This is a genomic window from Bacillus cereus group sp. MYBK79-1, assembly GCF_051915365.1.
In the GTDB taxonomy this organism is placed as follows: domain Bacteria; phylum Bacillota; class Bacilli; order Bacillales; family Bacillaceae_G; genus Bacillus_A.
The window spans coordinates 308860-330459 of record NZ_JBQAEO010000002.1 but is presented as its reverse complement, the minus strand read 5'-3'; the positions used below and the strand labels follow the sequence as shown (position 1 = coordinate 330459).

Genomic DNA, 21600 nt, shown 5'->3' with positions numbered 1-21600 from the left:
CGCCCTTAGTTGAACGAGATACATTTAATTAAATCTATCCAACCTCATTGAATTTATCGAACGTATGTGCTATATTTAGCTCGATGAGGTGAGAATAATAATGAAATTTTCACGAGTTAGTCAAGTATCGGAATTAACAGGTTTGCATCCGAGTAGTCTAAGGAGAATGCTGGTGGAACACGCTACGATTCAGAAGAACAAATCTTTCATTAAAGGAGTTACATTCTGATGATATTGGCGAAGAAAGTTAGACTGATTCCAACGCCTGAACAAGAACAAGTGCTTAGAAACCATGCCGGTGCTGCAAGATTCGCTTATAACTATTGTAAAAGAATGAGTGATAGATACTATAAGCTATTTGGAAAATCTGTTTCACAGTTAGCTTTACAGAAACGATTTACAAAGATCAAGAAGCGAAAGAGATATGAGTGGTTAAAAGACATTAATGCACAAGTTCCTAAACAGGCTTCAAAAGATTTTGATACGGCGAGAAAAAATTCGTTTAAAAAGTACAAAAATGGTTCTCACACTTCTTATAAATCCAAAAAAGATGTAATCCAAGGATTTTATGCTAATTATGAAAGACTGATTATAGGAAAGAAAGTAGTTCATATTCAGTCTATTGGAGAAGTGAAAACAAGCCAACAACTACCAAGAAATAAAAAACCATCTAATCCAAGAGTTACCTTTGATGGTCGTCACTGGTGGATTAGTGTGGGGTTCCAAGAAGACTTTGAATCACAAGAACTAACCAATGAGTCGATTGGTGTGGATGTTGGTTTAAAAGAGCTGTTTGTAGCTTCTAATGGTATGAAAGAACGAAATATAAACAAAGATGCCAAGGTTAAAAAGCTTTTGAAAAGGAAAAAGTCAGCACAAAGAGATATGTCTAGGAGATTTAAAAAAGGTGTAAAAATTCAATCTGCCGGATATGAAAAAGCGAAAGCTGAACACCTGCGGTTATCTAGGAAAATTACGAATATCCGAAATAACCATATCCATCAAGCAACAGCTAAATTGGTGAAAACCAAACCAATGAGGATTGTTGTGGAAGACTTATCTATCTCAAACCTGTTAAAAAACAAAAAACTATCGAAAGCATTTTCCTTTCAAAAATTACACTTCTTCTTTCAATGTTTATCATACAAGTGCGAGAAGTATGGCATTGCGTATGTAAAAGCTGATAAATGGTTCGCCTCAAGCAAGATTTGTTCATGTTGCGGCATGAAATACGACCATTCAGTTCAACCAGAAGGACAGTGGAGTTTAAAAATACGTGAGTGGCGTTGTGCTTCATGCAATAGCCAGCACGATAGGGATGTAAATGCTTCGATAAATTTATCAAGATGGGTAAAATAATTGCTTGATAATAGGAGGTAACGATACTGCCTCGTGTGGAGTGTTAACCCCCTCGTCCCCTCGGGGTTGCGAGAACACTTTGAAGCACTAACTTGTGTAAATTTGATTGAATTGTATAGATTTAGTTAAGTTTATCGTATCGGTGTTTGTCCTGTTGAAAAAATGTTGAGAATTTCTCAACATTAAAAAAGAGTTAGCGTTGACATGAAACTAAAAGGTGTTATATTATCAGAAATGTAACCAAAAGGTGTTATATTTGAGTGCCGAATAAAGGAGAATGAAAATGGAACAACAAAATACATTAACTGATATTAAACAAACGATCGTTTTTAACGCATCTATTCAAAAGGTATGGAATGTAGTATCAACTGCAGAAGGCATTGCCTCATGGTTTATGCCAAATGATTTTGTATTAGAGGTAGGACATGAATTTCATGTGCAATCACCATTTGGGCCATCACCATGTAAAGTGTTAGAAATCGATAAGCCAAATCACCTGTCTTTCTCATGGGATACAGATGGCTGGGTCGTTTCATTTAATCTGAAAGACCTAGGAGATAATAAAACAGAATTTACGTTAATTCACGGCGGCTGGAAACATCCTGATGAAATTCTTCCGAAAGCGAATGCGAAGAGCTCTATTATTCGCGACAGAATGAGCGGAGGCTGGGTAGCGATTGTAAATGAAAAACTGAAAAAGGTTGTTGAAGGCTAAGTGTCCTCATCGGCAGCAAAATATGATGTATTTCAAGCAATTGCTGATCCAACCCGCCGAGAAGTAATACGGTTATTAAGTGATAAAGAGTTAACGATTTCCAAAATAACGGATCATTTTCCGATGAGTCGTACTGCGGTTGTAAAACACCTTCATATTCTTTCAGAAGCGAATTTAGTAAGCGGAAGAAAGAGCGGAAGAGAGAAGATATATCGCTTGCATCCGGAACCATTAGAGGAGTTACAACAGTGGCTCTCGTATTATGAACGTTTTTGGGATAATAAGTTGTCCATGCTGAAACATATTGTGGAGAGTGAAGAGTAAAAGAGGATGACCGAAATGGTCATCCTCTTTATTATTGCTCACTTGTTTGTGTAGCTGGCTTTAGTAAAAGCCAAGCGATAATTAATGTACATACTGCTAATACGAAAGTACTCATATAAATGACATGTACACTTGCTGCTAATGCGGATTGCGATTCAGTTGCTACATTTGCTGTAGTTCCGCCGTGTCCACCAGATACAAGATCAAGGTTTTTAATGCCGCGTGCGTGAATCATCGTATTGAAGATTGTGCCAAAGATTGCAGCACCTAACGTTTGACTAAATGTATTAATAAATGTGTTTAAACCAACGGCTGTTCCGCGTGTATGAGCTGGTACGGCTGCTTGAATTGTTACCATATAAATTGGTGTCACAAGCCCCATTCCTAAGCCGAATAATCCGACTGCTACATAAATAAGGAACGATGGTGAATGTGTTGATAATGTAAATAATAAGAACGTAGCGACTGATAAAATGCTAGCTCCAAGTAAAATGATTTGTTTCGTTTTTAATTTGCCTACTAAGTTACCGGAGAAAATAGCGCCAAATGTCCACATAACAGGAATAGGCATTAAAATAAGTCCAGCTTCCGTTGCATTTTTTCCTAATACACCTTGGCTCCAAATTGGAAGGTACATTGTAATACTAATGATCATTGCGCCAGCAATAAGCGTTAATATGTTTATCGTAGATAGTGTACGATTAGAGAAAAGTGCTAGCGGAATTAATGGTTCCGGAGATTTTTTCTCGATGAATAAGAAAATAATGAATGAAACGACAGAGAAGATTAATAGACCGATAATTGTTATGTCTCCCCAGTTTTGTTTACTACTACCTGTTAATAATGCGTATAGTAAAGCGATTGTGCTTAATGAAAAGACTGTAGCACCAAGGTAGTCGATATGTTGCTTAGATGACTTAATAGATTCTTTGTAATAAATTGCAATCATTAAACAAGCGATAATTCCGAATGGAACGTTTAAGAAGAAAATATAACGCCAAGATAGGGAATCCACTAAAAATCCACCTACTAACGGTCCGATAACACCAGATACACCCCAAACGGCACTCATCCAGCCTTGTGCTTTCGCGCGGTCTTTCGCTTCGTTATATAAGTCCCCAATAATCGTCATTGTGATCGGCATAACAGCACCAGCACCTATACCTTGAAGAGCGCGGAAGAAAATTAACTGTTCCATCGATGTAACGACTCCGCAAAGCGCAGAACCGATTAAGAAGATTGTAGCTCCGATGAGTAAAACTTTTTTACGGCCAAACAAATCAGCAAGCTTTCCGTATATTGGAGTCGAAACTGCTGTTGCAAGCATATAAATTGCATATACCCAACTAACAAGTTCGACGCCTGATAAATCACTCGTTATACGAGGGATTGCTGTACTAACAATCGTTCCTTCTACCGCAGAAAGAAACGTCATTAGCATTAAAGACATCATGACTTTTTTTCTCATATTTTTTCCCCTTACCCTTTTTCAAATATTCAACAATATAAAATATAAAGGTACTAAGGTATATAAAGCAACAAAAAAGCAATGGGAAGTTAAGTGGAGCGTATATTTGTCGCTTCTTGTCGGTAAGTCGATCAATTCAGGAAATTGCCGATATAAGTTGAAGAATCGCTGATATATTTGAGGAATCACCGATATAATTTCATGTACCTATAAAAAAAGAAACAGGAATCCCTGTTTCTTTTTTAATACTGCATTTTCGCGTTTTCTCCAGCTGTAGTTCCGGCAATTCTACCAGTAACGAGAGCAGATGTAATGTTATAGCCACCAGTATAACCGTGAATATCAAGAACTTCTCCGCAGAAATATACGCCGTTCGTGAATTTAGAAGACATTTCTTTCGGGTTAATTTCTTTAACGGATACACCGCCGCCAGTAACGAATGCTTTTTCAATTGACTGCGTACCATTTACATTCACAGTAAACTCTTTAAAGTCTTTCACAAGTGCACGAATCTTCTCGTGAGAAACTTGTCCAGCTTGTTCACTACCGTCAATTTCATTTTTTTCTAATAAGAATAGGAAGTAACGTTCAGGTACATAACCTTTTAAAACGTTTTTAATTCCTTTTTTCGGATCTTCTTTCATTTGTTTCAGCATGCGCTGGAATAGTTGTTCACTATTTTCTTCTGGCAATGCATCGATACTCATTTGAACTGTATTCGTTTTAAACTTTTTCAGTGCTTTCACGACGAATTGACTACAGCGAAGAGCGGCAGGACCAGATAGGCCGAAATGAGTGAAGAGCATGTCCATTTTGTGAGAAATGATAGCTTTTCCTTTCGGGTTTAATACGCTTAAATTTACATCGCGTAAAGCAAGACCTTGTAATACGCGATCACGAATAAATGGTTCGTTTGAAAGGATTGGTACTTCTGTTGGGAATAACTCTGTAATTGTATGCCCAGCTTTTTCAGCCCAAGCGTATCCGTCTCCAGTAGAGCCAGTTTGAGGAACGGATTTTCCGCCAACAGCGATAACGACGTGATTTGTTTCTAACACTTCGCCAGTTTGCAGTACGACTGCTTTCGTTTGACCATTCTCATATTCAATCGTTTCAACAGGTGTATTTGTACGGATTTTTACACCTAAGTCTTTTAATCGTGTTAAAAGTGCGTCTACTACTGATTGTGCTTTATTTGATACAGGGAACATGCGACCATGATCTTCTTCTTTTAGTTGCACGCCAAGCTTTTCGAAGAATGTAATAATATCTTCATTATTGAAAATAGAAAAAGCGCTGTATAAGAAGCGGCCGTTTCCTGGTATATGTTTAACGATTTCATCAAGTGGTAGACGGTTCGTTACGTTACAACGGCCACCACCAGAAATCGCAAGTTTACGCCCTAGTTTATTTCCTTTATCAAGAAGTAAGACTTTTGCGCCTTCTTCTGCAGCACCGATTGCAGCCATTAGACCAGAAGGCCCACCGCCGATGACAATAACATCATAATGCATAATATATCGACCTCATTTTCTACATTTCCTGCCTAAAAGAATAGCATGTTTTCCCTTAAAAGAAAAATAGAGTGAAGTACTGTTTAAGGAGAGAATTGTGGTACAATACAAAAGTTAGAGTTCAGCACTATCCTGCTATTTGTGGGCAATAATATAAAAACCTTAAGATGTAAGAGAAATAAAAAGGGAATTTGGTAGCCTGTAAATGCTCGAATAGTTCAACTAATAAAGAGTAGGGAGTTAACACCTTCCCTGCAAATTATAGTTTCACTTTATGTAGATGTAGGAGGATTTTTGTATGTCCGATTCGAAATTTCTGCGCGGAACGCTTATTGTTACGCTAGGGACATTTTTAGTAAAGTTCTTAGGCATGATTTACGTCTTTCCGTTTCATGCATTAGTAGGAACAGAAGGCGGAACGCTCTATACATATGGATACATTCCATATACGATCTTTTTAAGTATTGCAACGGCAGGGGTGCCGCTTGCTGTTTCAAAATTTGTTTCCAAATATAATGCGCTTGGCGATTATAAAACGAGCCGGAGAATGTTCCGCTCGGGAATGGTTATGATGATAGTAACAGGAGTTCTTTCGTTCCTAGTTCTATACATGACAGCGCCACTGTTTGCAGAAGCAATGCTTGGTAAACAAAGTATACACAGTAATGTAGAAGAAGTTACGACGATTATTCGTCTTGTAAGTTTTGCACTTATTGTTGTACCAGCAGCGAGTTTAATTCGTGGTTATTTCCAAGGTCACCAATCGATGGGGCCGACTACTGTTTCGCAAATTATTGAACAAATTATTCGTATCGTCTTTTTATTAGCGGGTAGTTTTATCGTTATTAAAGTACTTGGCGGTACAGTTGCAACAGCAGTTGGGGTAGCGACATTTGCTGCGTTCGTTTCAGCAGTTGGAGCGCTCGGTGTACTTATTTGGTACTGGTTAAAACGTAAAAAACATTTGGATCAATATTTAATTGAACAAACTGTACCAGAATCGACAGTGAGTACCGTTCAATTATTTAAAGAATTATTTGCATATGCGATTCCTTACGTTGTAATTGGGTTAACAATTCCTTTATACCAACAAATTGATACATTGACCTTTAACTCAATTATGCAGGCGATTGGCCAAGGTGATATTGCAGAGAGAGCTCTCGGTATTTTCACAATGTGGACGCATAAATTAATTATGATTCCTGTATCGCTTGCAACAGCGTTTAGTTTAACTCTTGTACCAGCGATTACAAAATCATTTACTGAAAAACAATACCGTTATTTAAAGTTACAAATTACACAAACATTCCAGGCAAATATGTTCTTAACATTGCCAGCAGTTGTCGGTATTTCTACACTTGCATATCCAATTTATACTGCGTTCTATGACTCAGATCCATTAGGTGGACAAGTGTTAATGTGGTATGCACCGGTTGCGTTATTATTCGCTTTATTTACAGTAACAGCAGCAATTCTGCAAGGAATCAATCAACAAAAACATGCGATTGTCGCGCTTATTATGGGTGTTATTTTGAAATTCGTATGTAATGTAATCTTTATTCGTTATTTCGGTACAGTTGGAGCGATTTTAGCTACTGCAGTCGGCTTCTTAGCTTCCGTATGGTATACGAATAGACAAATCAAAAAACATGTACACTATTCATTTGGTGTTGTATATAAGAGAACATTCCAAATTGCAGTATTAACACTTGTAATGGTCGTTGCTGTAAAGTTATCACAATGGATTCTATCCTTCATGATTTCGTCTGATGGAAGAATGGGTGCTCTTATTACAGTTGCGATTTGTGCAGGTATTGGTGGTCTTGTGTACGGATTGTTAGCGATTCGCACAGGAGTACTGGAAAGAGTATTTGGCGGAGAAGCGTTAGAGAAAATCCAACGTAAACTTGGCAATAGATTCAAAATAAAGTTGAAATCAAAAGGGGCGTAATTACGTCCCCTTTTCTATGATAAACAAAGAAGGTGAAAAACGTGAGATTAGATAAATTATTAGCGAATATGGGATATGGAAGTAGAAAAGAAGTAAAGAAATTATTGAAAGACGGCGTTGTGAAAATTGATGGAACGCCAGTGAAAGATGCAAAGGTTCATGTAAATGTAGAAGAGCAAGAAGTTATGATTCACGGAGAAGTTGTGGAATATAAAGAGTTTGTTTACTTAATGTTGCATAAACCACAAGGCGTTATTTCAGCGACAGAAGATGATAATCATGAAACAGTAATAGATTTATTAGAGTTAGAAGATGCAATCTTTGATCCGTTCCCAGTTGGACGACTTGATATTGATACGGAAGGTTTCTTATTGATAACAAATGACGGGAAGTTATCTCATCAATTGTTATCTCCGAAAAAGCATGTGCCGAAAAAATATTATGCACACGTTGCAGGAGTCGTAACAGAAGAAGATGTAAAAGAGTTTGCTAAAGGTGTTATTTTAGATGATGGCTATGAAACAAAGCCAGGTGCACTTACAATATTAAAAAGCGATGAGATTTCTGAAATTGAGCTTGTCATTACCGAAGGAAAGTTCCATCAAGTGAAGCGCATGTTTGAAGCGGTAGGGAAAAAAGTAGTCTACCTAAAGAGAACAGAGATGGGACCGTTAGTATTAGATGCAGAGTTAGAACTTGGAGAATACCGAGAGCTATCAGATGAAGAAGTAGAGATGTTAAAAACATATCAAGTAGATACTGAGAAATAGTGCTGTTTTTCGGCGCAGAAAAGACCCCTTTCTAATGAGTTAGAAAGGGGTATGTATTTATTTACATACAATTATTTTTTCATTATGAGGTCATTCTCACTTTCTTTCCTGTTGTTGTCCACTTACCGCGGCAAGGGCTATACACGAGTTCATTAAACTGCAACACATTTAGATCACGTTGTATCGTTCGCGGTGTGATCCCGAACTCATCTACAAGGTCTTTCGTCGTTACCGTTCCGTTTTCATTGATGTACATATAAATTGATTTAATGCGTGTTAGCATACGAGTAGTTGTAGGTTTCAAGAGAAAACCACTCCTCTACTAGTTTTTTTGACCCCATTCAGGAAAGAAGGTCGTTACTACCATTGTACTCTACATGATAAAATTCATGCTTTAATCTACTTAAATTTTACAAAAGTTTAACAAATATTCATATAGAAAAATATTGGTAGTTGACATTGTATATATGGTCAGTCAACTAACACATAAAATTCTACGTAAAACGCCAAATTCCTGCAAATTTTTTTGAAAAAATAAAAGAAAAACTAATGGGAAATATCTGAAATATTACAATTGTTCGGTATTTAAGTTTCGTGTATGGCATAAGAGATTTCGGTTTGTTATGATGAAAGAAACAATATAGTGAAGGATGGATGCGTGATGTCAGCAATTAATTGGACAGAAGAAGTTGCAAAACGAAAAGATGATTTAATTCGTGATACACAACAATTTTTACAAATTAAAAGTGTATGGGAAGAAGAATCGGCGAAAGAGGGCGCACCATTCGGTGAAGGTGTAGAAAAAGCTTTATCTTTCATGTTACATAAAGGGGAAACTGAAGGTTTTACTTCTAAAAATTTAGAAGGATATGCAGGTCATCTTGAAATGGGACAAGGAGAAGATTTAGTAGGCATTCTTTGTCACGTTGACGTTGTACCAGAAGGAGATGGCTGGACGACTCCTGCATATAGTGCAGATATTCGCGACGGAAAGATTTTTGCACGTGGTGCAATTGACGATAAAGGCCCAACGATGGCAGCTTATTATGCGATGAAAATTGTGAAAGAATTAGGTTTACCTCTTTCAAAACGCGTTCGTATGATTTTAGGAACAGATGAGGAAAGCAATTGGAAATGTGTAGATCACTACTTTAAAAATGAAGAAATGCCAACAATTGGTTTTGCCCCAGACGCTGATTTTCCAATTATTAATGCGGAAAAAGGAATTTCTGATATACAAGTTGTGCAAAGTGGTAGTGAAGAGAAGAAAGGTACATATGAACTTGTTTCATTTGAATCAGGTCGCCGTTTAAATATGGTTCCTGATTTTGCAGAAGCAATTATTATAGGAGAAGATGTAAATGCACTTACAGTAGCATATGAAGAGTATTTACAAACTGCTAAAAAAATAGGTGAAGCCATTGTAGAAGGTAATAAGGTGACATTGCAAATTAAAGGGATTTCAGCTCACGGATCTACTCCGGAGAAGGGTGAGAATGCCGGTTTATTACTGGCAAACTTCTTAACGAAAGTCGCTCTTGATGGAAAAGGAGCTTCGTTTGCAACATTTGCAACAGAAACATTTACTGGTGATATTTATGGTAAAAAGGCTACTATCGCCTATAAAGATGAAGTTAGCGGTCCGTTAACAGTGAATGTTGGTCGTCTTTCTTATACGAAAGAGACTGGTGGTAATTTAGGATTAAATGTACGTTATCCAGTTACGACTAACTTTGAAGAGATGATTGCGAAGTTAAAAGAATACGTTGGTACTCATGGATTTGAAGTAGCGGACTATTCGAACTCTCGCCCGCATCACGTTGATAAAGACCACGTATTAATTCGTACGTTGCAGCGCGTATACGAAGAACAAACAGGTGAAAAAGCAGAACTATTAGCGATTGGCGGCGGTACTTACGCTCGTTCATTGGAAGCTGGCGTTGCGTTTGGTCCGTTGTTCCCTGGAAAAGAAGAGCTTGCACATCAAAAAGACGAGTACATTGAAATTGAAGACTTATTAAAAGCGACAGCAATTTACGCGCAAGCAATTCATGAATTAGCGAAGTAATAGATATATAAATAATAAGAGACCGTCCCGATACATAATTTGGGACGGTTTTCTGTTACGTATCGTTTGTTGTTAAGCCGATATAATTTGATTTATTAGCCCAACCTTAATTTGGTTAGACTTGTAGGGAAGTTCGATTCTTTTTCATTGAATGATATAAGAAAGAAAAGCAACAATAGAAAGAAGGAGAAGATGTACATGGAGCCGCATTATTTTGTCGCGATTACTTTACCAAATCATATAAAAGAAGTGCTGTCTATTCATAAAGAGGAAATGAAAGAGGAATTGCCATTTCGTTCGTGGGTACATAAAGAAGACTATCATATTACCCTTTCATTTTTAGGTAGTGCGACAGAGGAACAATTAGAAGGAATACAGAATGGATTACAAACACTTACAGAAACAAAGGAACTATCGTTCACATTACAAGGATTTTCAACGTTCGGTATGGAAGATAGACCGCGTATTTTTTGGTCGAAGGTAAGCGAGAATCACGATTTGTTTCAATTACAAAAGCAAGTGCACGCTATTTGTGAAGGGAATGGCTTTTCTTTAGAAACTCGCCCGTATCATCCGCATATTACTGTTGCTCGTAAATGGGTAGGAGAAGAGAAGTTTGATTTAGAACATATAAAGGAAGTGCCTGAAATATCATTTCAAGCGGATACGATTACTTTATACGAATCTCACGTGAAGGAGACACCGAAGTATAAAGCAATTGCTGAAATAAAATTACAAAAATAGAATGTATGAAAACGTTTTTTATACAGGTGAATATACTATAAAGAACAATGTGTTACTGTATAGGGTGTTGCTGATAAGAAAAGCCTTATCATTTGCAGCTCGTTTCATTTAACTTTAAGAATGATGGTGATTTTTTTATGCTGAAAGTAAAACGTCCATTTGATGCCTATTTAGATGAAATGAATAAAATTACAATTTTGCTCCCACATGCGTATGGAACAAGCCGGACATTTCGTTTGCAAGAAGGAAGTAACGTGAAAGATTTACCGATTGCTCATACAATTGCGCTTCCGGATGCAACGAAGTATGAGTGCTTTATAGAAGAGCCGCTAGATGTGGGGAAGTATTATACAGTACGAGATGAACGGAATGAAGAAACAGATTTACAAATAGGTGCTGTCATAAGAACGGCGATTTTTGATGAAAAGTATTATTACGAAGGTACTGATTTAGGTGCTGTGTATCAAAAAGAAGCAACTATATTTAAAGTATGGGCTCCAACTGCGAGACTTGCAAAAATAAGGATTTATAAAAGTGATAAAGAGTATATCGATCATGAAATGTATAGAGGAGAAAATGGAGTTTGGACTCATACATTACAAGGCGATTTAGCCGGAGCAAAGTATACATTTCTTGTTTGTATTAATTTAATATGGAATGAAGCGGTGGATCCTTACGCAAAGTCATTGACTGTAAATGGGAAGTACGGCATTGTTATCGATTTGGAAAAGACAAATGTAACAAAGCGAGAGCAATTACCGCCATTACAGTCAATGACAGATGCTATATTGTATGAACTGCATATTCGTGATGCTACTATTCATCCGAATAGTGGAGTGAGTAAAAAAGGAACGTATAAAGGGCTAATGGAAGAAGGAACAACAGGGGAAAATGGGACGTTGACAGGCTTGTCTCATATAAAAGATTTAGGTGTTACACATGTTGAATTATTACCTTTATATTGTTTCGGTGGTGTAGATGAGGCGAATCCTTCCTCTGCCTATAATTGGGGTTACAATCCATTATATTACAATGCGCCAACGGGATATTATGCTACAAATCCCTCTGATCCATATAACAGGATAGTAGAGTGTAAACAGTTAATTGAAACATTTCATGAGCATGGCATTAGGGTGATTATAGATGTTGTATATAATCATGTTTATGAAAGAGAGCTATCATCATTTGAAAAGCTTGTCCCAGGATATTATTTCCGTCATGGTGAAAATGGTATGCCTTCTAATGGGACGGGAGTCGGGAATGATATAGCATCTGAACGAAAAATGATGAGGAAATTCATTGTAGAGTCTATTTTATATTGGCTTACTGAATACAATGTTGATGGATTTCGGTTCGACTTAATGGGAATTATAGATGTTGATACAATGAATATAATAGAAAAAGAAGTGCGAAACATAAAGCGAGATGCATTGTTATTAGGAGAAGGGTGGGAGCTACAAACACCACTTCCTGCCGAAGAAAAAGCAACGTTAAATAATGCAAAGAAAATGCCGTATATTGCGCAATTTAATGATCAATTTCGTGATGGGATAAAAGGGAGTACCTTTCATATAAATAAACGTGGTTTTGCATTTGGTGGGCATGTAGACTGTAATCATTTGCAGTATATAGCATCAGGAAGCCTTTTGCGTATGAAAGAAACAGGTTTGTTTCTAGAGCCTGTGCAAAGCATTAACTATGTAGAATGTCATGACAATATGACGATGTGGGATAAACTAATGTGCAGTAATGAAGAGCCAGAAGAGATTCTAAAAAAACGTCACCTTCTAGCGAGCGCAATGGTGATTCTTTCGCAAGGTATTCCTTTCTTACATGCTGGGCAAGAGTTTTATCGTACGAAGCAAGGGAATGAAAATAGTTATAATGCAAATGATGAAATTAATCAATTAGATTGGGATCAAAAAGAGAAAGAGATAGAGACCGTTAACTATATAAAAGGTTTAATTGCGATTCGTAAAGAGCACGGAGCATTCCGATTACAAAACGCAGACCTTATAAAAAAGCACATGACTTTTTTGCAAACCTCTCCAGAAGTACTTGCATATCACCTAGAGCATGCAGAATCGTTTGGGCCGTGGAAAGAGATTATAGTTTTATTTAATAGCGGTTTAGAAGCTAAAACGGTGCAACTTCCGAAAGAAGAAACGTGGCATGTGTTAGTAAACGAAAAGCAAGCGAAAATAGAGCCAATTTCTTCATTTAGAGGAAAGGAACTTAGGCTCGCTCCAATTAGCACGTATATATTGACGATAATGTGACAAATCGCTACTTGACGATGAGAATGTAATAAATGTAGAATTGACAAAGGTGACGATTTTGATAAGTTGTCATTCTATGACTGGTTTTGTAAAATAAAATAGAGAGTTTTTGGCTTATGCCAAGTTTTCTTTTCATTTACAGTAAAATATATGAATCCACAACATGTGTAAAAATGTTGCGGTTTTCTTTTCATAACTATAAAAGATAAGGATTTGTTAACGGGTAATGAATATGGAATGGTTGGAACAATTATTAGGAAAAGAGTGGAGTCTTGTACCGGCTGGTGGAGTAACGGGCGATGCATATATTGCGCAAAACGGACAACAGAAGTTATTTTTAAAGCGGAATACATCGCCCTTTTTAGCGGTATTGTCAGCAGAAGGAATTGTTCCAAAATTACTTTGGACAAGAAGGGTAACGAACGGTGATGTAATTTCTGCTCAAAAATGGCTTCCGGGACAGAAGCTAGAGCCAGAGGATATGAAACTAGAACGTGTTGCAAAACTTTTGAAGAAAATACACTCCTCTAAAGCGCTTGTACAGATGATTCAAAGACTTGGGAAGCAGCCGCTTCACGCACAAGAGTTATTACAACAACTGCAACTTGTTTTAAGAGGAGATATAAGGGATGATGAAACAATTCAGCAAGGCCTTCAATATTTAATGGATTCATTAAAAGATATTGAATACAATGAATTCGTTGTATGCCATTGTGATGTAAACCATAACAACTGGCTATTGTCGGATGAAGATGAGTTGTTTTTAATTGATTGGGATGGAGCTGTAATTGCTGACCCAGCTCTAGACCTCGGTATGTTATTATATTGGTACATTCCGCGCCACGAATGGAGCGAGTGGCTCGAATATTATGATATTGAAATGGATGAATCGCTGCTTAGGCGTATGAGATGGTATGTAATAGCACAAACGATTTTGTCTATGCAATGGCACACAACAAAAAAACAGCAAGCAGAAGCTGAATATTGGCATCAATATTTACAGCAGCTACTTGCTTCAGAGTAATACTTAAGAAAAATTGTCCATTCCAGCAATCCACTGAGTAAGTTGTTCTTGATTATTGGAAATGTGGTTGTCCAAATTAGAGGAAGATTTACCCGATTGACTATAAGAATATACATCGTTTAGCATTGCTTTAGCGTCACTACTTATACTATCGTTTGCGAGTAACGATTGAATGAGACGCTCTAATTGCTCGCATTCAGAAACTGTCCCGCAACAATCACTTTGGTGATTGACTAAAATATCTTTCAGCACTTCTAATTGATGTTGTTGATTAATTGGCATGAACGGATCATCCTTTCGATTGTTTTTCTCTTCAAATGTAAGAGAAAAAGCTGTTTCGTCATGGAATGTTTAATGCTGTATGTAGTTTTTATCAAAATGGTACATCTTATACTTGAAAGAAACGGACCGAGTGCTCGTACGTACTTGGTTTTTTGTTTGATAGATTGATTAAAACAGAAAGAAGGAATTATTCCTTTAAAATAGCTATGTAAAGAGAGGGAGACATCTATGCGTTTAAGACATAAACCGTATGCAATGGATCGAATTAATGAGTATTCACATATCGTAATCGGAAACCCAGAGGAGCGCGCTGGTAATTGGAAAGAAGTATTTGGAAATGAACAACCAATTCATATTGAAGTAGGTACAGGTCGTGGCCGCTTTATGTATGATATGGCAAAAGCAAATCCGCATATTAATTATATTGGAATTGAAAAATTCACAAGTGTTGTTGTAGATGCACTTGATAAATTAATTGAAGAAGAATTACCGAACTTAAAGTTAATTAATAAAGATGCTGAAGATTTAACAGTTTTCTTTGCAAAAGGTGAGATTGATCGCGTTTATTTAAACTTCTCAGATCCATGGCCAAAGAAACGTCATACGAAGCGTCGTTTAACGTATAAAACGTTTTTACGCAATTATGAAGAAGTGTTAGTAGAAGGCGGAGAAATTCATTTCAAAACAGATAACCAAGGTTTATTTGAATACTCTCTAATGAGTATGGCTGAGTATGGTATGTTATTAACTTACCTTAGCCTAGATCTTCATAATAGTGATTATGAAGGTAATATCATGACTGAATACGAAGAGAAATTCTCTAGTAAAGGTCATCGTATTTACCGAGTGGAAGCGAAATATCGTACAGAGCCTATGCAGTAATGCATAGGTTTTTTGTAACTAAAAAAATCAGAATTTTATGTTAATATTAATTTAAAAGGGGGATGCATAATGGAACAGTTACAGATTGGAGATATAAAAGTGACGTGGCTAAAAGGTGGGAACACACATTTAGATGGAGGAGCAATGTTTGGAGTTGTGCCGAAAGTACTTTGGTCACGTAAGTATAAACATAATGATACAAATCATATTTATTTACGAACAGATCCGTTACTTTTGCAAACGAAAGATGGTAATATGCTCATTGATTCCGGAATAGGAAACGGTAAATTGAATGAGAAGATGAAGCGAAATCAAGGTGTAACAGAAGAGTCATCGGTTTATAAATCATTAGAAAAACTAGATTTAAAACCTGAAGATATTCAGTACGTCTTAATGACACACCTGCATTTTGATCATGCATCTGGTTTAACGAAATGGGAAGGTGATCACCTTGTACCATCGTTTCCGAATGCGAAAGTTTACGTAAGCGAAACAGAATGGAATGAAATGAGGAACCCAAATATTAGATCACGCAATACATATTGGAAGGAAAATTGGGAGCCGATTGTAGATCAAGTTGTTACATTCCAGCAAGAAATAGAAATTACGGATGAAATAAAAATGGCGCATACAGGTGGTCATAGTGATGGACATGCAGTTATTGCTTTAGAAAGCAAAGGTGAAACGATGCTTCATTTAGCAGACCTATTGCCGACGCACGCACATCAAAATGTACTATGGGTGATGGCCTACGACGATTATCCGATGACATCGATTGAAAATAAGCAAAAGTGGATGAAGTACGGTGCTGAAAACAATGCTTGGTTCACGTTTTATCATGACGCGTATTACCGTGCAGTAAAGTGGAATGAAGAAGGGCAGATTGTAGAAAAAATAGAACGGAAAACGAGTATAGAAGCATAAAGTGAAACTTTAATCAGTGGGGGTTTTCTTCATCCCCCACTGATTATTAGCCCTCACCAATCGGACTTTTATGGGCAGCCCGACCCCCACCTAAATTCTTTGCTTTCGCTAAATTTTGAGGTGGGGGTCTTACTGCCCATTAAAGCGGGATAAAAAGAGGAGGTTGTTCCGGAAGTCTGTTGGGGCAGTCTCCTTTTTGTTGTCGTTTTTGGGCGGTAAGTCGATATATTCGGTAAATCGCCGATATAATTTCAATTACTATCCACGATAAAAAAATAAGAGGTTCACCTAATGGGAACCTTCCTTTTTATGCTGCTATAACCTCTAAAACAGTACCTGTTTTAGCATCAACTAAAAATTCAAATCGTTCTTGTATATCATCTAACATCGTTGTAAGACCGCCGCGATAAACTTCGTATGCGACATCATATTTTTCAAATGTCTCTGGAACCATATGTACCCAAGAGCCAGTAATTTCACCTTTATGACTTAATGCTTGTTTCACCATTTTCAATGCTTTTTCTGAAGAAATATGGGATTGTTCTTGTACTTTGTTTGCAACGAGATAACCAGCTGCAAATCCAACGCCAAGACCTGCTACTAAACCTTTCCAGCTCATATATTCACCTCAATTCTGTAAAATAAAAATAGTGTACCAATAATAATTATAAAGCAAATACAGCTAAAAAAGAAGAAACTAGAAACATTTCGAAAATTTCGTTACAATAAAAGAGGTATTCTACTAAGGTTTGAAAGAAGGGGACTTCGTGAATAAAGAGACATTACAATTATTTCGTACGTTAACAGAATTACAAGGTGCATCAGGTTTCGAACATGATGTACGCCGTTTTATGAAGCAAGAATTAAGCAAATATGCGGATGAAATTGTGCAAGACGGTTTAGGTAGCGTATTTGGTCTGAAAAAAGGGGACGAAACTGGCCCACGTGTTCTTGTAGCAGGTCATATGGATGAAGTAGGTTTCATGGTTACGCAAATTACGAAAAACGGGATGCTTCGTTTTCAAACGTTAGGCGGCTGGTGGAGCCAAGTACTATTAGCACAGCGTGTACAAGTTATGACGAAGAATGGCCCTGTTATTGGGGTTGTTGGTTCTATTCCTCCTCATTTATTAAGTGATGCGCAACGTGCAAAACCAATGGATATAAAAAATATGTTAATTGATATAGGTGCAGATAGCTATGAAGATGCGATTGAGATTGGTGTAAAACCAGGACAACAAATCGTGCCAATCTGCCCGTTTACGCCGATGGCAAACGAAAAGAAAATTATGGCGAAAGCTTGGGACAATCGTTACGGATGTGGCCTTGCAATCGAATTGTTAAAAGAATTAAAAGACGAAACATTACCAAACACATTATACTCTGGTGCGACTGTACAAGAAGAAGTTGGTCTTCGCGGTGCACAAACTGCTGCAAATATGATTCAACCAGACATTTTCTATGCGCTTGATGCAAGCCCAGCAAACGATGCATCTGGTGATAAAACACAGTTCGGTCAATTAGGAAAAGGTGCTCTTCTTCGTATTTACGACCGTACGATGGTAACGCATAGAGGAATGCGCGAATTCATTTTAGATACAGCAGAAACACACAACATTCCGTACCAATACTTTATTTCACAAGGTGGTACAGATGCGGGCCGTGTACATACAAGTAACTCAGGTATCCCATCAGCAGTAATTGGTGTTTGTGCGCGTTACATTCATACACATGCTTCTATTTTGCATGTTGATGATTATGCGGCAGCAAAAGAACTCATTACGAAGCTTGTAAGAGCAACGGATAAAACGACGTTAGAAACAATTAAGAATAACGCGTAAAGAGGAAGGGCGAGAAACCCTTCTTTTTTTAGGTTGAACAGATGACCCATCCATGTGTGGAAGCGGTCAGTGCCTAATTGGTGTTCGAATGATGTATTAAGACACTGGATAGGAAAAGAGAGGAAGGCTGTTTTTGAACTTGAGGTCGGCGATGTTGTGAGAAAAACCTTTCTATTTTTAGGTAGGAGAGATGAGCCAGCGATGTGTGGTAGCGGTCAGAGCTTAATTGGTGTTCGAATGATGTATTAAGACCCCGAGTATGGAGAGAGAGGAAGGCTGTTTTTGTATTCGAGGTCGGCAATTTTGTGAGAAAAACTTTTCTTTTTTAGAGTGAAGAGGTGACCGAGTAATTGATCATGGTGGCGGTACTCCCATATATAAAGAATAATTCGATTAAGGTAAGATGATGAATTTTTATAGAGGTGAATGAAATGAAAGTAGTAGTTGGATCGAAGAATAAAACGAAGGTTGGAGCTGTGGAGAAGGTTTGGAAAGAGGCTACAATTACATCTCTTTCTGTCCCTTCAGGAGTAGCGAGCCAGCCGTTTACAGATGAAGAGACGATGCAAGGAGCGGTTAATAGAGCGAAGCGAGCGCTGCAAGAAGGAGAAGCTCAAATTGGTATTGGGCTAGAGGGCGGTGTAATGAAAACGGAGCACGGTTTATTTATGTGTAACTGGGGCGCGCTAGCAACAAGTGACGGTAAAACATTCGTTGCCGGCGGTGCACGTATTAAGTTACCAGATGATTTTTTAGCACCTCTTGAAGATGGCAAGGAGTTAAGTGAAGTGATGGAAGAGTTTGTGCAGAGAAAAGATATTCGTAGCCACGAAGGTGCTATCGGTATTTTTACAGATGATTATGTCGACCGTACGGAATTATTTGTACACGTTGTTAAGTTACTTGTTGGGCAATATAAGTATGACGAAAAGCAAGCATAAACCTTGCACCGTGCGCGATGTATGGTAGTATAAAAGAAAGATTATAACATGAAAAAATGCACTCGTTAGAGGAGGAAATATAGATGAAATCATTAGAAAGCATGGAGCAATTCCAACAATTGAAAAATGAAGAGAATGTAGTCTTTATGTTCTCAGCAGAATGGTGCCCAGACTGCCGTTTTGTAGATCCATTTATGCCAGAAGTAGAAGAGAAATATAGTGATTTCTCATTTTACTATGTAGATCGTGATGAGTTTATTGATCTATGCATAAAATTAGACGTATTTGGCATTCCGAGCTTTGTAGCGTACAATAAAGGTGAAGAAACAGGTCGCTATGTAAACAAAGATCGTAAAACACAAGAACAAATCGAAGAGTTCATTGAAGGTTTAAAATAAGGCAATTTGCCAATTGAATTGTAAAACAACCTCTACCTTCGCGGGGGAGGTTGTTTTTTTGGAAGGGAGGAAAAAGAGATGAAGATGACAAGTAAAAAGATGAAAGACGAGTTAATGAAGAAATTATCTCGCCCAGAATGGGACTTTCAGTATGATAGCGAGAAAGAAGTTCTACGTATAGAACAGAAAGAGTCGAAAAAAGGTATTAACGTATCGCTTCCAGGAGTTGTAGCAAAATGGGAAGTGAATAAAGAAAAGGCGATTGAAGAGGTTGCCTATTACGTACAAGAAGCGTTAATTGCGATGCATAGAGAAGAAAATAGCGCGGCGAAAATTCTACCTGTTATTCGCTCTACTTCTTTCCCGAAACAAGCAGAAGAAGGAAATCCGTTTATTATGACGGATCATACGGCAGAAACACGTATTTACTATGCGCTAGATTCGAATAAAACATATCGACTAATTGATGAGCGTCTATTACAGAAATTAGAACTTACAGAGCAGCAAGTGCGTGAAATAGCATTATTTAACGCTCGCTCACTAGGTTATGAATTTAAACAAGAAACCGTAGCAGGGAATACATTCTACTTTTTAAACACAAATGATGGGTATGATGCGACGCGTATTTTAAACGAATCGTTACTACAATCGATGCGTGAAAAGATTTCTGGTGACATGGTTGTTGCTGTTCCTCACCAAGATGTATTAATTATTGCTGATATCGTCAACGAAATCGGTTATGATATTATTGCACAAATGACAATGAAATTTTTTGCCGAAGGGCATGTTCCGATTACATCACTTTCATTCGTATATGAAGATGGGGACTTTGAACCAATCTTTATTTTAGCGAAGAATCGGAAGAAGACAGATGGAAAAGAGAAAGGATGAACGAAGTGAACGTTTTTTACAACCTTGAAGGAATTGGTGACACTCTAATTGTTGCCTTACAAGATATTACTTTAGAGAACCGTACTTTTGATCGCAAAGGAGATGTTGCACGCGTATATGACCGTGAAAGCAACGAAACAGCAGGATTCAACATCTTTAATGCATCTTCTTACTTAGAAGTAAAAGAAACAGGTAACCTTACATTAACGAAAGAACTTGTAGAAAAAATCAATGAAATTTTAGCGAAGAACGGCTTTGAAGAAAAAGTAGAAGCAGATCTTTCTCCAAAATTTGTTGTAGGCTATGTAGCTGAAAAAGAGAAGCATCCAAATGCTGATAAGTTAAACATTTGTAAGGTAGAAATCGGTACAGAAACATTACAAATCGTATGTGGCGCACCGAACGTTGATGCAGGACAAAAAGTTGTCGTTGCAAAAATCGGCGCTGTAATGCCAAGCGGTATGCTAATTAAACCAGCTGAACTTCGCGGAGTTCCTTCTTCTGGAATGATTTGCTCAGCACGTGAGTTAGAGCTTCCAGATGCTCCGCAAGAAAAAGGTATTCTTGTATTAGAAGATAGCTTTGAAGTTGGACAAGAGTTCAAATTTTAATTGATGTAAGGAAAGAGAGGTTGTCCTTTTGGGCAGCCTCTCTTTTCTTTATTTTCACTTTTCGCCGGGGAATCTATATTTTCTATTGAATCGTTGATATATTACGAGTTGTGACAGATATATTCAAAAAATTGTTCATATTATAAGGATGTCACCATTTTTCACAAAATCTATATTGTATTTTATAAACAATCTAGTTAAAATTTAGAAAAAAAGAAGGGGATAGACGTATGAAACAACAACTAAAAATCGCAGAACTTCTGAAACGAATTGAAACTTCAAAACAGCAAGATATCGAGTTAGGTTCTTATGAAATATATTTGTTTAGTGAAAATGAATTAGAAAAAGGACAAATCGGTTATCGATATGATAAACATAAAAATTCATTAATAAGTGAAGAACATGGAAAATGGAAAGAGGAATGGATTGTTATCGGATATGAAACAGATATGGGGGATCCGATTTTCGTAAATGTGGCCGATGATGCGTATTTAGTTTATACGGCAGAGCGTGGTACAGAGACGTGGCAACCTGTTCACATTGGAAATATGGATGAGATTATAAAACAATTATAAGAAAAACTTTGAGACCGGTGCAAAGTGATGGGAGAAAAA

At 37.3% G+C, this 21600-nt stretch carries 24 protein-coding genes; 19 read left to right on the top strand and 5 right to left on the bottom strand.

The window, feature by feature from the left end; genetic code table 11:
* Positions 1 to 100: 100 nt before the first annotated feature.
* The 4 genes from ACTFOB_RS06435 (at position 101) to ACTFOB_RS06420 (ending at position 2398) form a co-directional block, all read left to right on the top strand.
* Entirely contained in the window at positions 101 to 229 is a 129-nt protein-coding gene (locus ACTFOB_RS06435) for a hypothetical protein (RefSeq protein WP_000672785.1), read from the top strand.
* Positions 229 to 1359 (top strand): RNA-guided endonuclease InsQ/TnpB family protein, encoded by a 1131-nt coding sequence (locus tag ACTFOB_RS06430; RefSeq protein WP_440025075.1) that lies wholly within the window; start codon positions 229 to 231, stop codon positions 1357 to 1359. The genes ACTFOB_RS06435 and ACTFOB_RS06430 overlap by 1 nt, the downstream gene beginning before the upstream one ends.
* A 283-nt stretch (positions 1360 to 1642) precedes the next feature.
* Positions 1643 to 2074, top strand: a complete 432-nt coding sequence (locus ACTFOB_RS06425; RefSeq protein WP_440025073.1) for an SRPBCC family protein — start codon at positions 1643 to 1645, stop codon at positions 2072 to 2074.
* Positions 2075 to 2398 (top strand): ArsR/SmtB family transcription factor, encoded by a 324-nt coding sequence (locus ACTFOB_RS06420; RefSeq protein ID WP_440025072.1) that lies wholly within the window; start codon positions 2075 to 2077, stop codon positions 2396 to 2398.
* Positions 2399 to 2429: 31 nt separating this feature from the next.
* On the opposite strand, the gene ACTFOB_RS06415 is transcribed toward ACTFOB_RS06420, so the two are convergent.
* Together ACTFOB_RS06415 and ACTFOB_RS06410 are read right to left on the bottom strand one after the other, a co-directional pair.
* Positions 2430 to 3866, bottom strand: coding sequence for an MDR family MFS transporter (locus tag ACTFOB_RS06415; protein WP_440025070.1), 1437 nt, complete (start codon positions 3864 to 3866; stop codon positions 2430 to 2432).
* 242 nt (positions 3867 to 4108) lie between these two features.
* Positions 4109 to 5380 (bottom strand): NAD(P)/FAD-dependent oxidoreductase, encoded by a 1272-nt coding sequence (locus tag ACTFOB_RS06410; protein ID WP_440025069.1) that lies wholly within the window; start codon positions 5378 to 5380, stop codon positions 4109 to 4111.
* A gap of 298 nt (positions 5381 to 5678) precedes the next feature.
* Here ACTFOB_RS06410 and ACTFOB_RS06405 point away from each other — a divergent pair, with 298 nt between their 5' ends.
* Positions 5679 to 7331: a putative polysaccharide biosynthesis protein gene (locus ACTFOB_RS06405; RefSeq protein ID WP_440025067.1), complete on the top strand. Its 1653-nt coding sequence runs from the start codon at positions 5679 to 5681 to the stop codon at positions 7329 to 7331.
* A 41-nt stretch (positions 7332 to 7372) separates the two neighbouring features.
* The gene (locus ACTFOB_RS06400) at positions 7373 to 8101 is read left to right on the top strand and encodes a pseudouridine synthase (protein WP_426832062.1); all 729 of its coding nucleotides are present in this window, start codon (positions 7373 to 7375) and stop codon (positions 8099 to 8101) included.
* An 82-nt stretch (positions 8102 to 8183) separates the two neighbouring features.
* Here the strand turns inward: ACTFOB_RS06400 and ACTFOB_RS06395 are convergent, their stop codons facing one another.
* On the bottom strand, positions 8184 to 8405 hold the full coding sequence (locus ACTFOB_RS06395) for a DeoR family transcriptional regulator (protein WP_000805512.1): 222 nt from the start codon (positions 8403 to 8405) through the stop codon (positions 8184 to 8186).
* 357 nt (positions 8406 to 8762) lie between these two features.
* On the opposite strand from ACTFOB_RS06395, the gene pepV reads away from it, so the two are divergent.
* The 4 genes from pepV to ACTFOB_RS06375 all read left to right on the top strand — a co-directional run bounded on the left by pepV (position 8763) and on the right by ACTFOB_RS06375 (position 14216).
* Positions 8763 to 10169 carry a dipeptidase PepV gene (gene pepV / locus ACTFOB_RS06390; RefSeq protein ID WP_440025065.1) on the top strand — a complete coding sequence of 469 codons (1407 nt, stop codon included), beginning with the start codon at positions 8763 to 8765 and terminating at the stop codon, positions 10167 to 10169.
* Between the two features lie 198 nt (positions 10170 to 10367).
* Positions 10368 to 10913, top strand: coding sequence for an RNA 2',3'-cyclic phosphodiesterase (thpR, locus tag ACTFOB_RS06385; RefSeq protein WP_151633801.1), 546 nt, complete (start codon positions 10368 to 10370; stop codon positions 10911 to 10913).
* 137 nt (positions 10914 to 11050) lie between these two features.
* Positions 11051 to 13192, top strand: coding sequence for a type I pullulanase (gene pulA / locus ACTFOB_RS06380; RefSeq protein ID WP_440025063.1), 2142 nt, complete (start codon positions 11051 to 11053; stop codon positions 13190 to 13192).
* 226 nt (positions 13193 to 13418) lie between these two features.
* Positions 13419 to 14216: a phosphotransferase family protein gene (locus ACTFOB_RS06375; RefSeq protein ID WP_002096266.1), complete on the top strand. Its 798-nt coding sequence runs from the start codon at positions 13419 to 13421 to the stop codon at positions 14214 to 14216.
* A gap of 3 nt (positions 14217 to 14219) precedes the next feature.
* On the opposite strand, the gene ACTFOB_RS06370 is transcribed toward ACTFOB_RS06375, so the two are convergent.
* On the bottom strand, positions 14220 to 14498 hold the full coding sequence (locus tag ACTFOB_RS06370; RefSeq protein ID WP_001122236.1) for a YtzH-like family protein: 279 nt from the start codon (positions 14496 to 14498) through the stop codon (positions 14220 to 14222).
* A 228-nt stretch (positions 14499 to 14726) separates the two neighbouring features.
* Here ACTFOB_RS06370 and trmB point away from each other — a divergent pair, with 228 nt between their 5' ends.
* Positions 14727 to 15380: a tRNA (guanosine(46)-N7)-methyltransferase TrmB gene (gene trmB / locus ACTFOB_RS06365; RefSeq protein ID WP_001239381.1), complete on the top strand. Its 654-nt coding sequence runs from the start codon at positions 14727 to 14729 to the stop codon at positions 15378 to 15380.
* 69 nt (positions 15381 to 15449) lie between these two features.
* Positions 15450 to 16304: a YtnP family quorum-quenching lactonase gene (locus ACTFOB_RS06360; RefSeq protein WP_440025060.1), complete on the top strand. Its 855-nt coding sequence runs from the start codon at positions 15450 to 15452 to the stop codon at positions 16302 to 16304.
* Between the two features lie 307 nt (positions 16305 to 16611).
* Here ACTFOB_RS06360 and ACTFOB_RS06355 read toward each other — a convergent pair whose 3' ends face one another.
* Positions 16612 to 16923 (bottom strand): PepSY domain-containing protein, encoded by a 312-nt coding sequence (locus ACTFOB_RS06355; protein WP_000118541.1) that lies wholly within the window; start codon positions 16921 to 16923, stop codon positions 16612 to 16614.
* 148 nt (positions 16924 to 17071) lie between these two features.
* On the opposite strand from ACTFOB_RS06355, the gene ACTFOB_RS06350 reads away from it, so the two are divergent.
* The 7 genes from ACTFOB_RS06350 (at position 17072) to ACTFOB_RS06320 (ending at position 21561) form a co-directional block, all read left to right on the top strand.
* On the top strand, positions 17072 to 18145 hold the full coding sequence (locus tag ACTFOB_RS06350) for a M42 family metallopeptidase (RefSeq protein ID WP_001031515.1): 1074 nt from the start codon (positions 17072 to 17074) through the stop codon (positions 18143 to 18145).
* A 54-nt stretch (positions 18146 to 18199) separates the two neighbouring features.
* A complete protein-coding gene (locus ACTFOB_RS06345; RefSeq protein ID WP_440025059.1) occupies positions 18200 to 18394 on the top strand; it encodes a hypothetical protein in 195 nt (64 codons plus the stop codon).
* A 182-nt stretch (positions 18395 to 18576) separates the two neighbouring features.
* Entirely contained in the window at positions 18577 to 19086 is a 510-nt protein-coding gene (locus ACTFOB_RS06340) for a DUF84 family protein (RefSeq protein WP_440025058.1), read from the top strand.
* Between the two features lie 83 nt (positions 19087 to 19169).
* Positions 19170 to 19484 (top strand): thioredoxin family protein, encoded by a 315-nt coding sequence (locus ACTFOB_RS06335; RefSeq protein ID WP_046958699.1) that lies wholly within the window; start codon positions 19170 to 19172, stop codon positions 19482 to 19484.
* Between the two features lie 78 nt (positions 19485 to 19562).
* Complete coding sequence (locus ACTFOB_RS06330; RefSeq protein WP_440025056.1) at positions 19563 to 20375, top strand: DUF1444 domain-containing protein; 813 nt, start codon at positions 19563 to 19565, stop codon at positions 20373 to 20375.
* On the top strand, positions 20372 to 20986 hold the full coding sequence (gene ytpR / locus ACTFOB_RS06325) for a YtpR family tRNA-binding protein (RefSeq protein ID WP_151633789.1): 615 nt from the start codon (positions 20372 to 20374) through the stop codon (positions 20984 to 20986). Before ACTFOB_RS06330 ends, ytpR begins: the two co-directional genes overlap by 4 nt.
* Positions 20987 to 21216: 230 nt before the next feature.
* Positions 21217 to 21561 carry a thiamine transporter gene (locus ACTFOB_RS06320; RefSeq protein WP_151633787.1) on the top strand — a complete coding sequence of 115 codons (345 nt, stop codon included), beginning with the start codon at positions 21217 to 21219 and terminating at the stop codon, positions 21559 to 21561.
* Positions 21562 to 21600 lie beyond the last annotated feature (39 nt).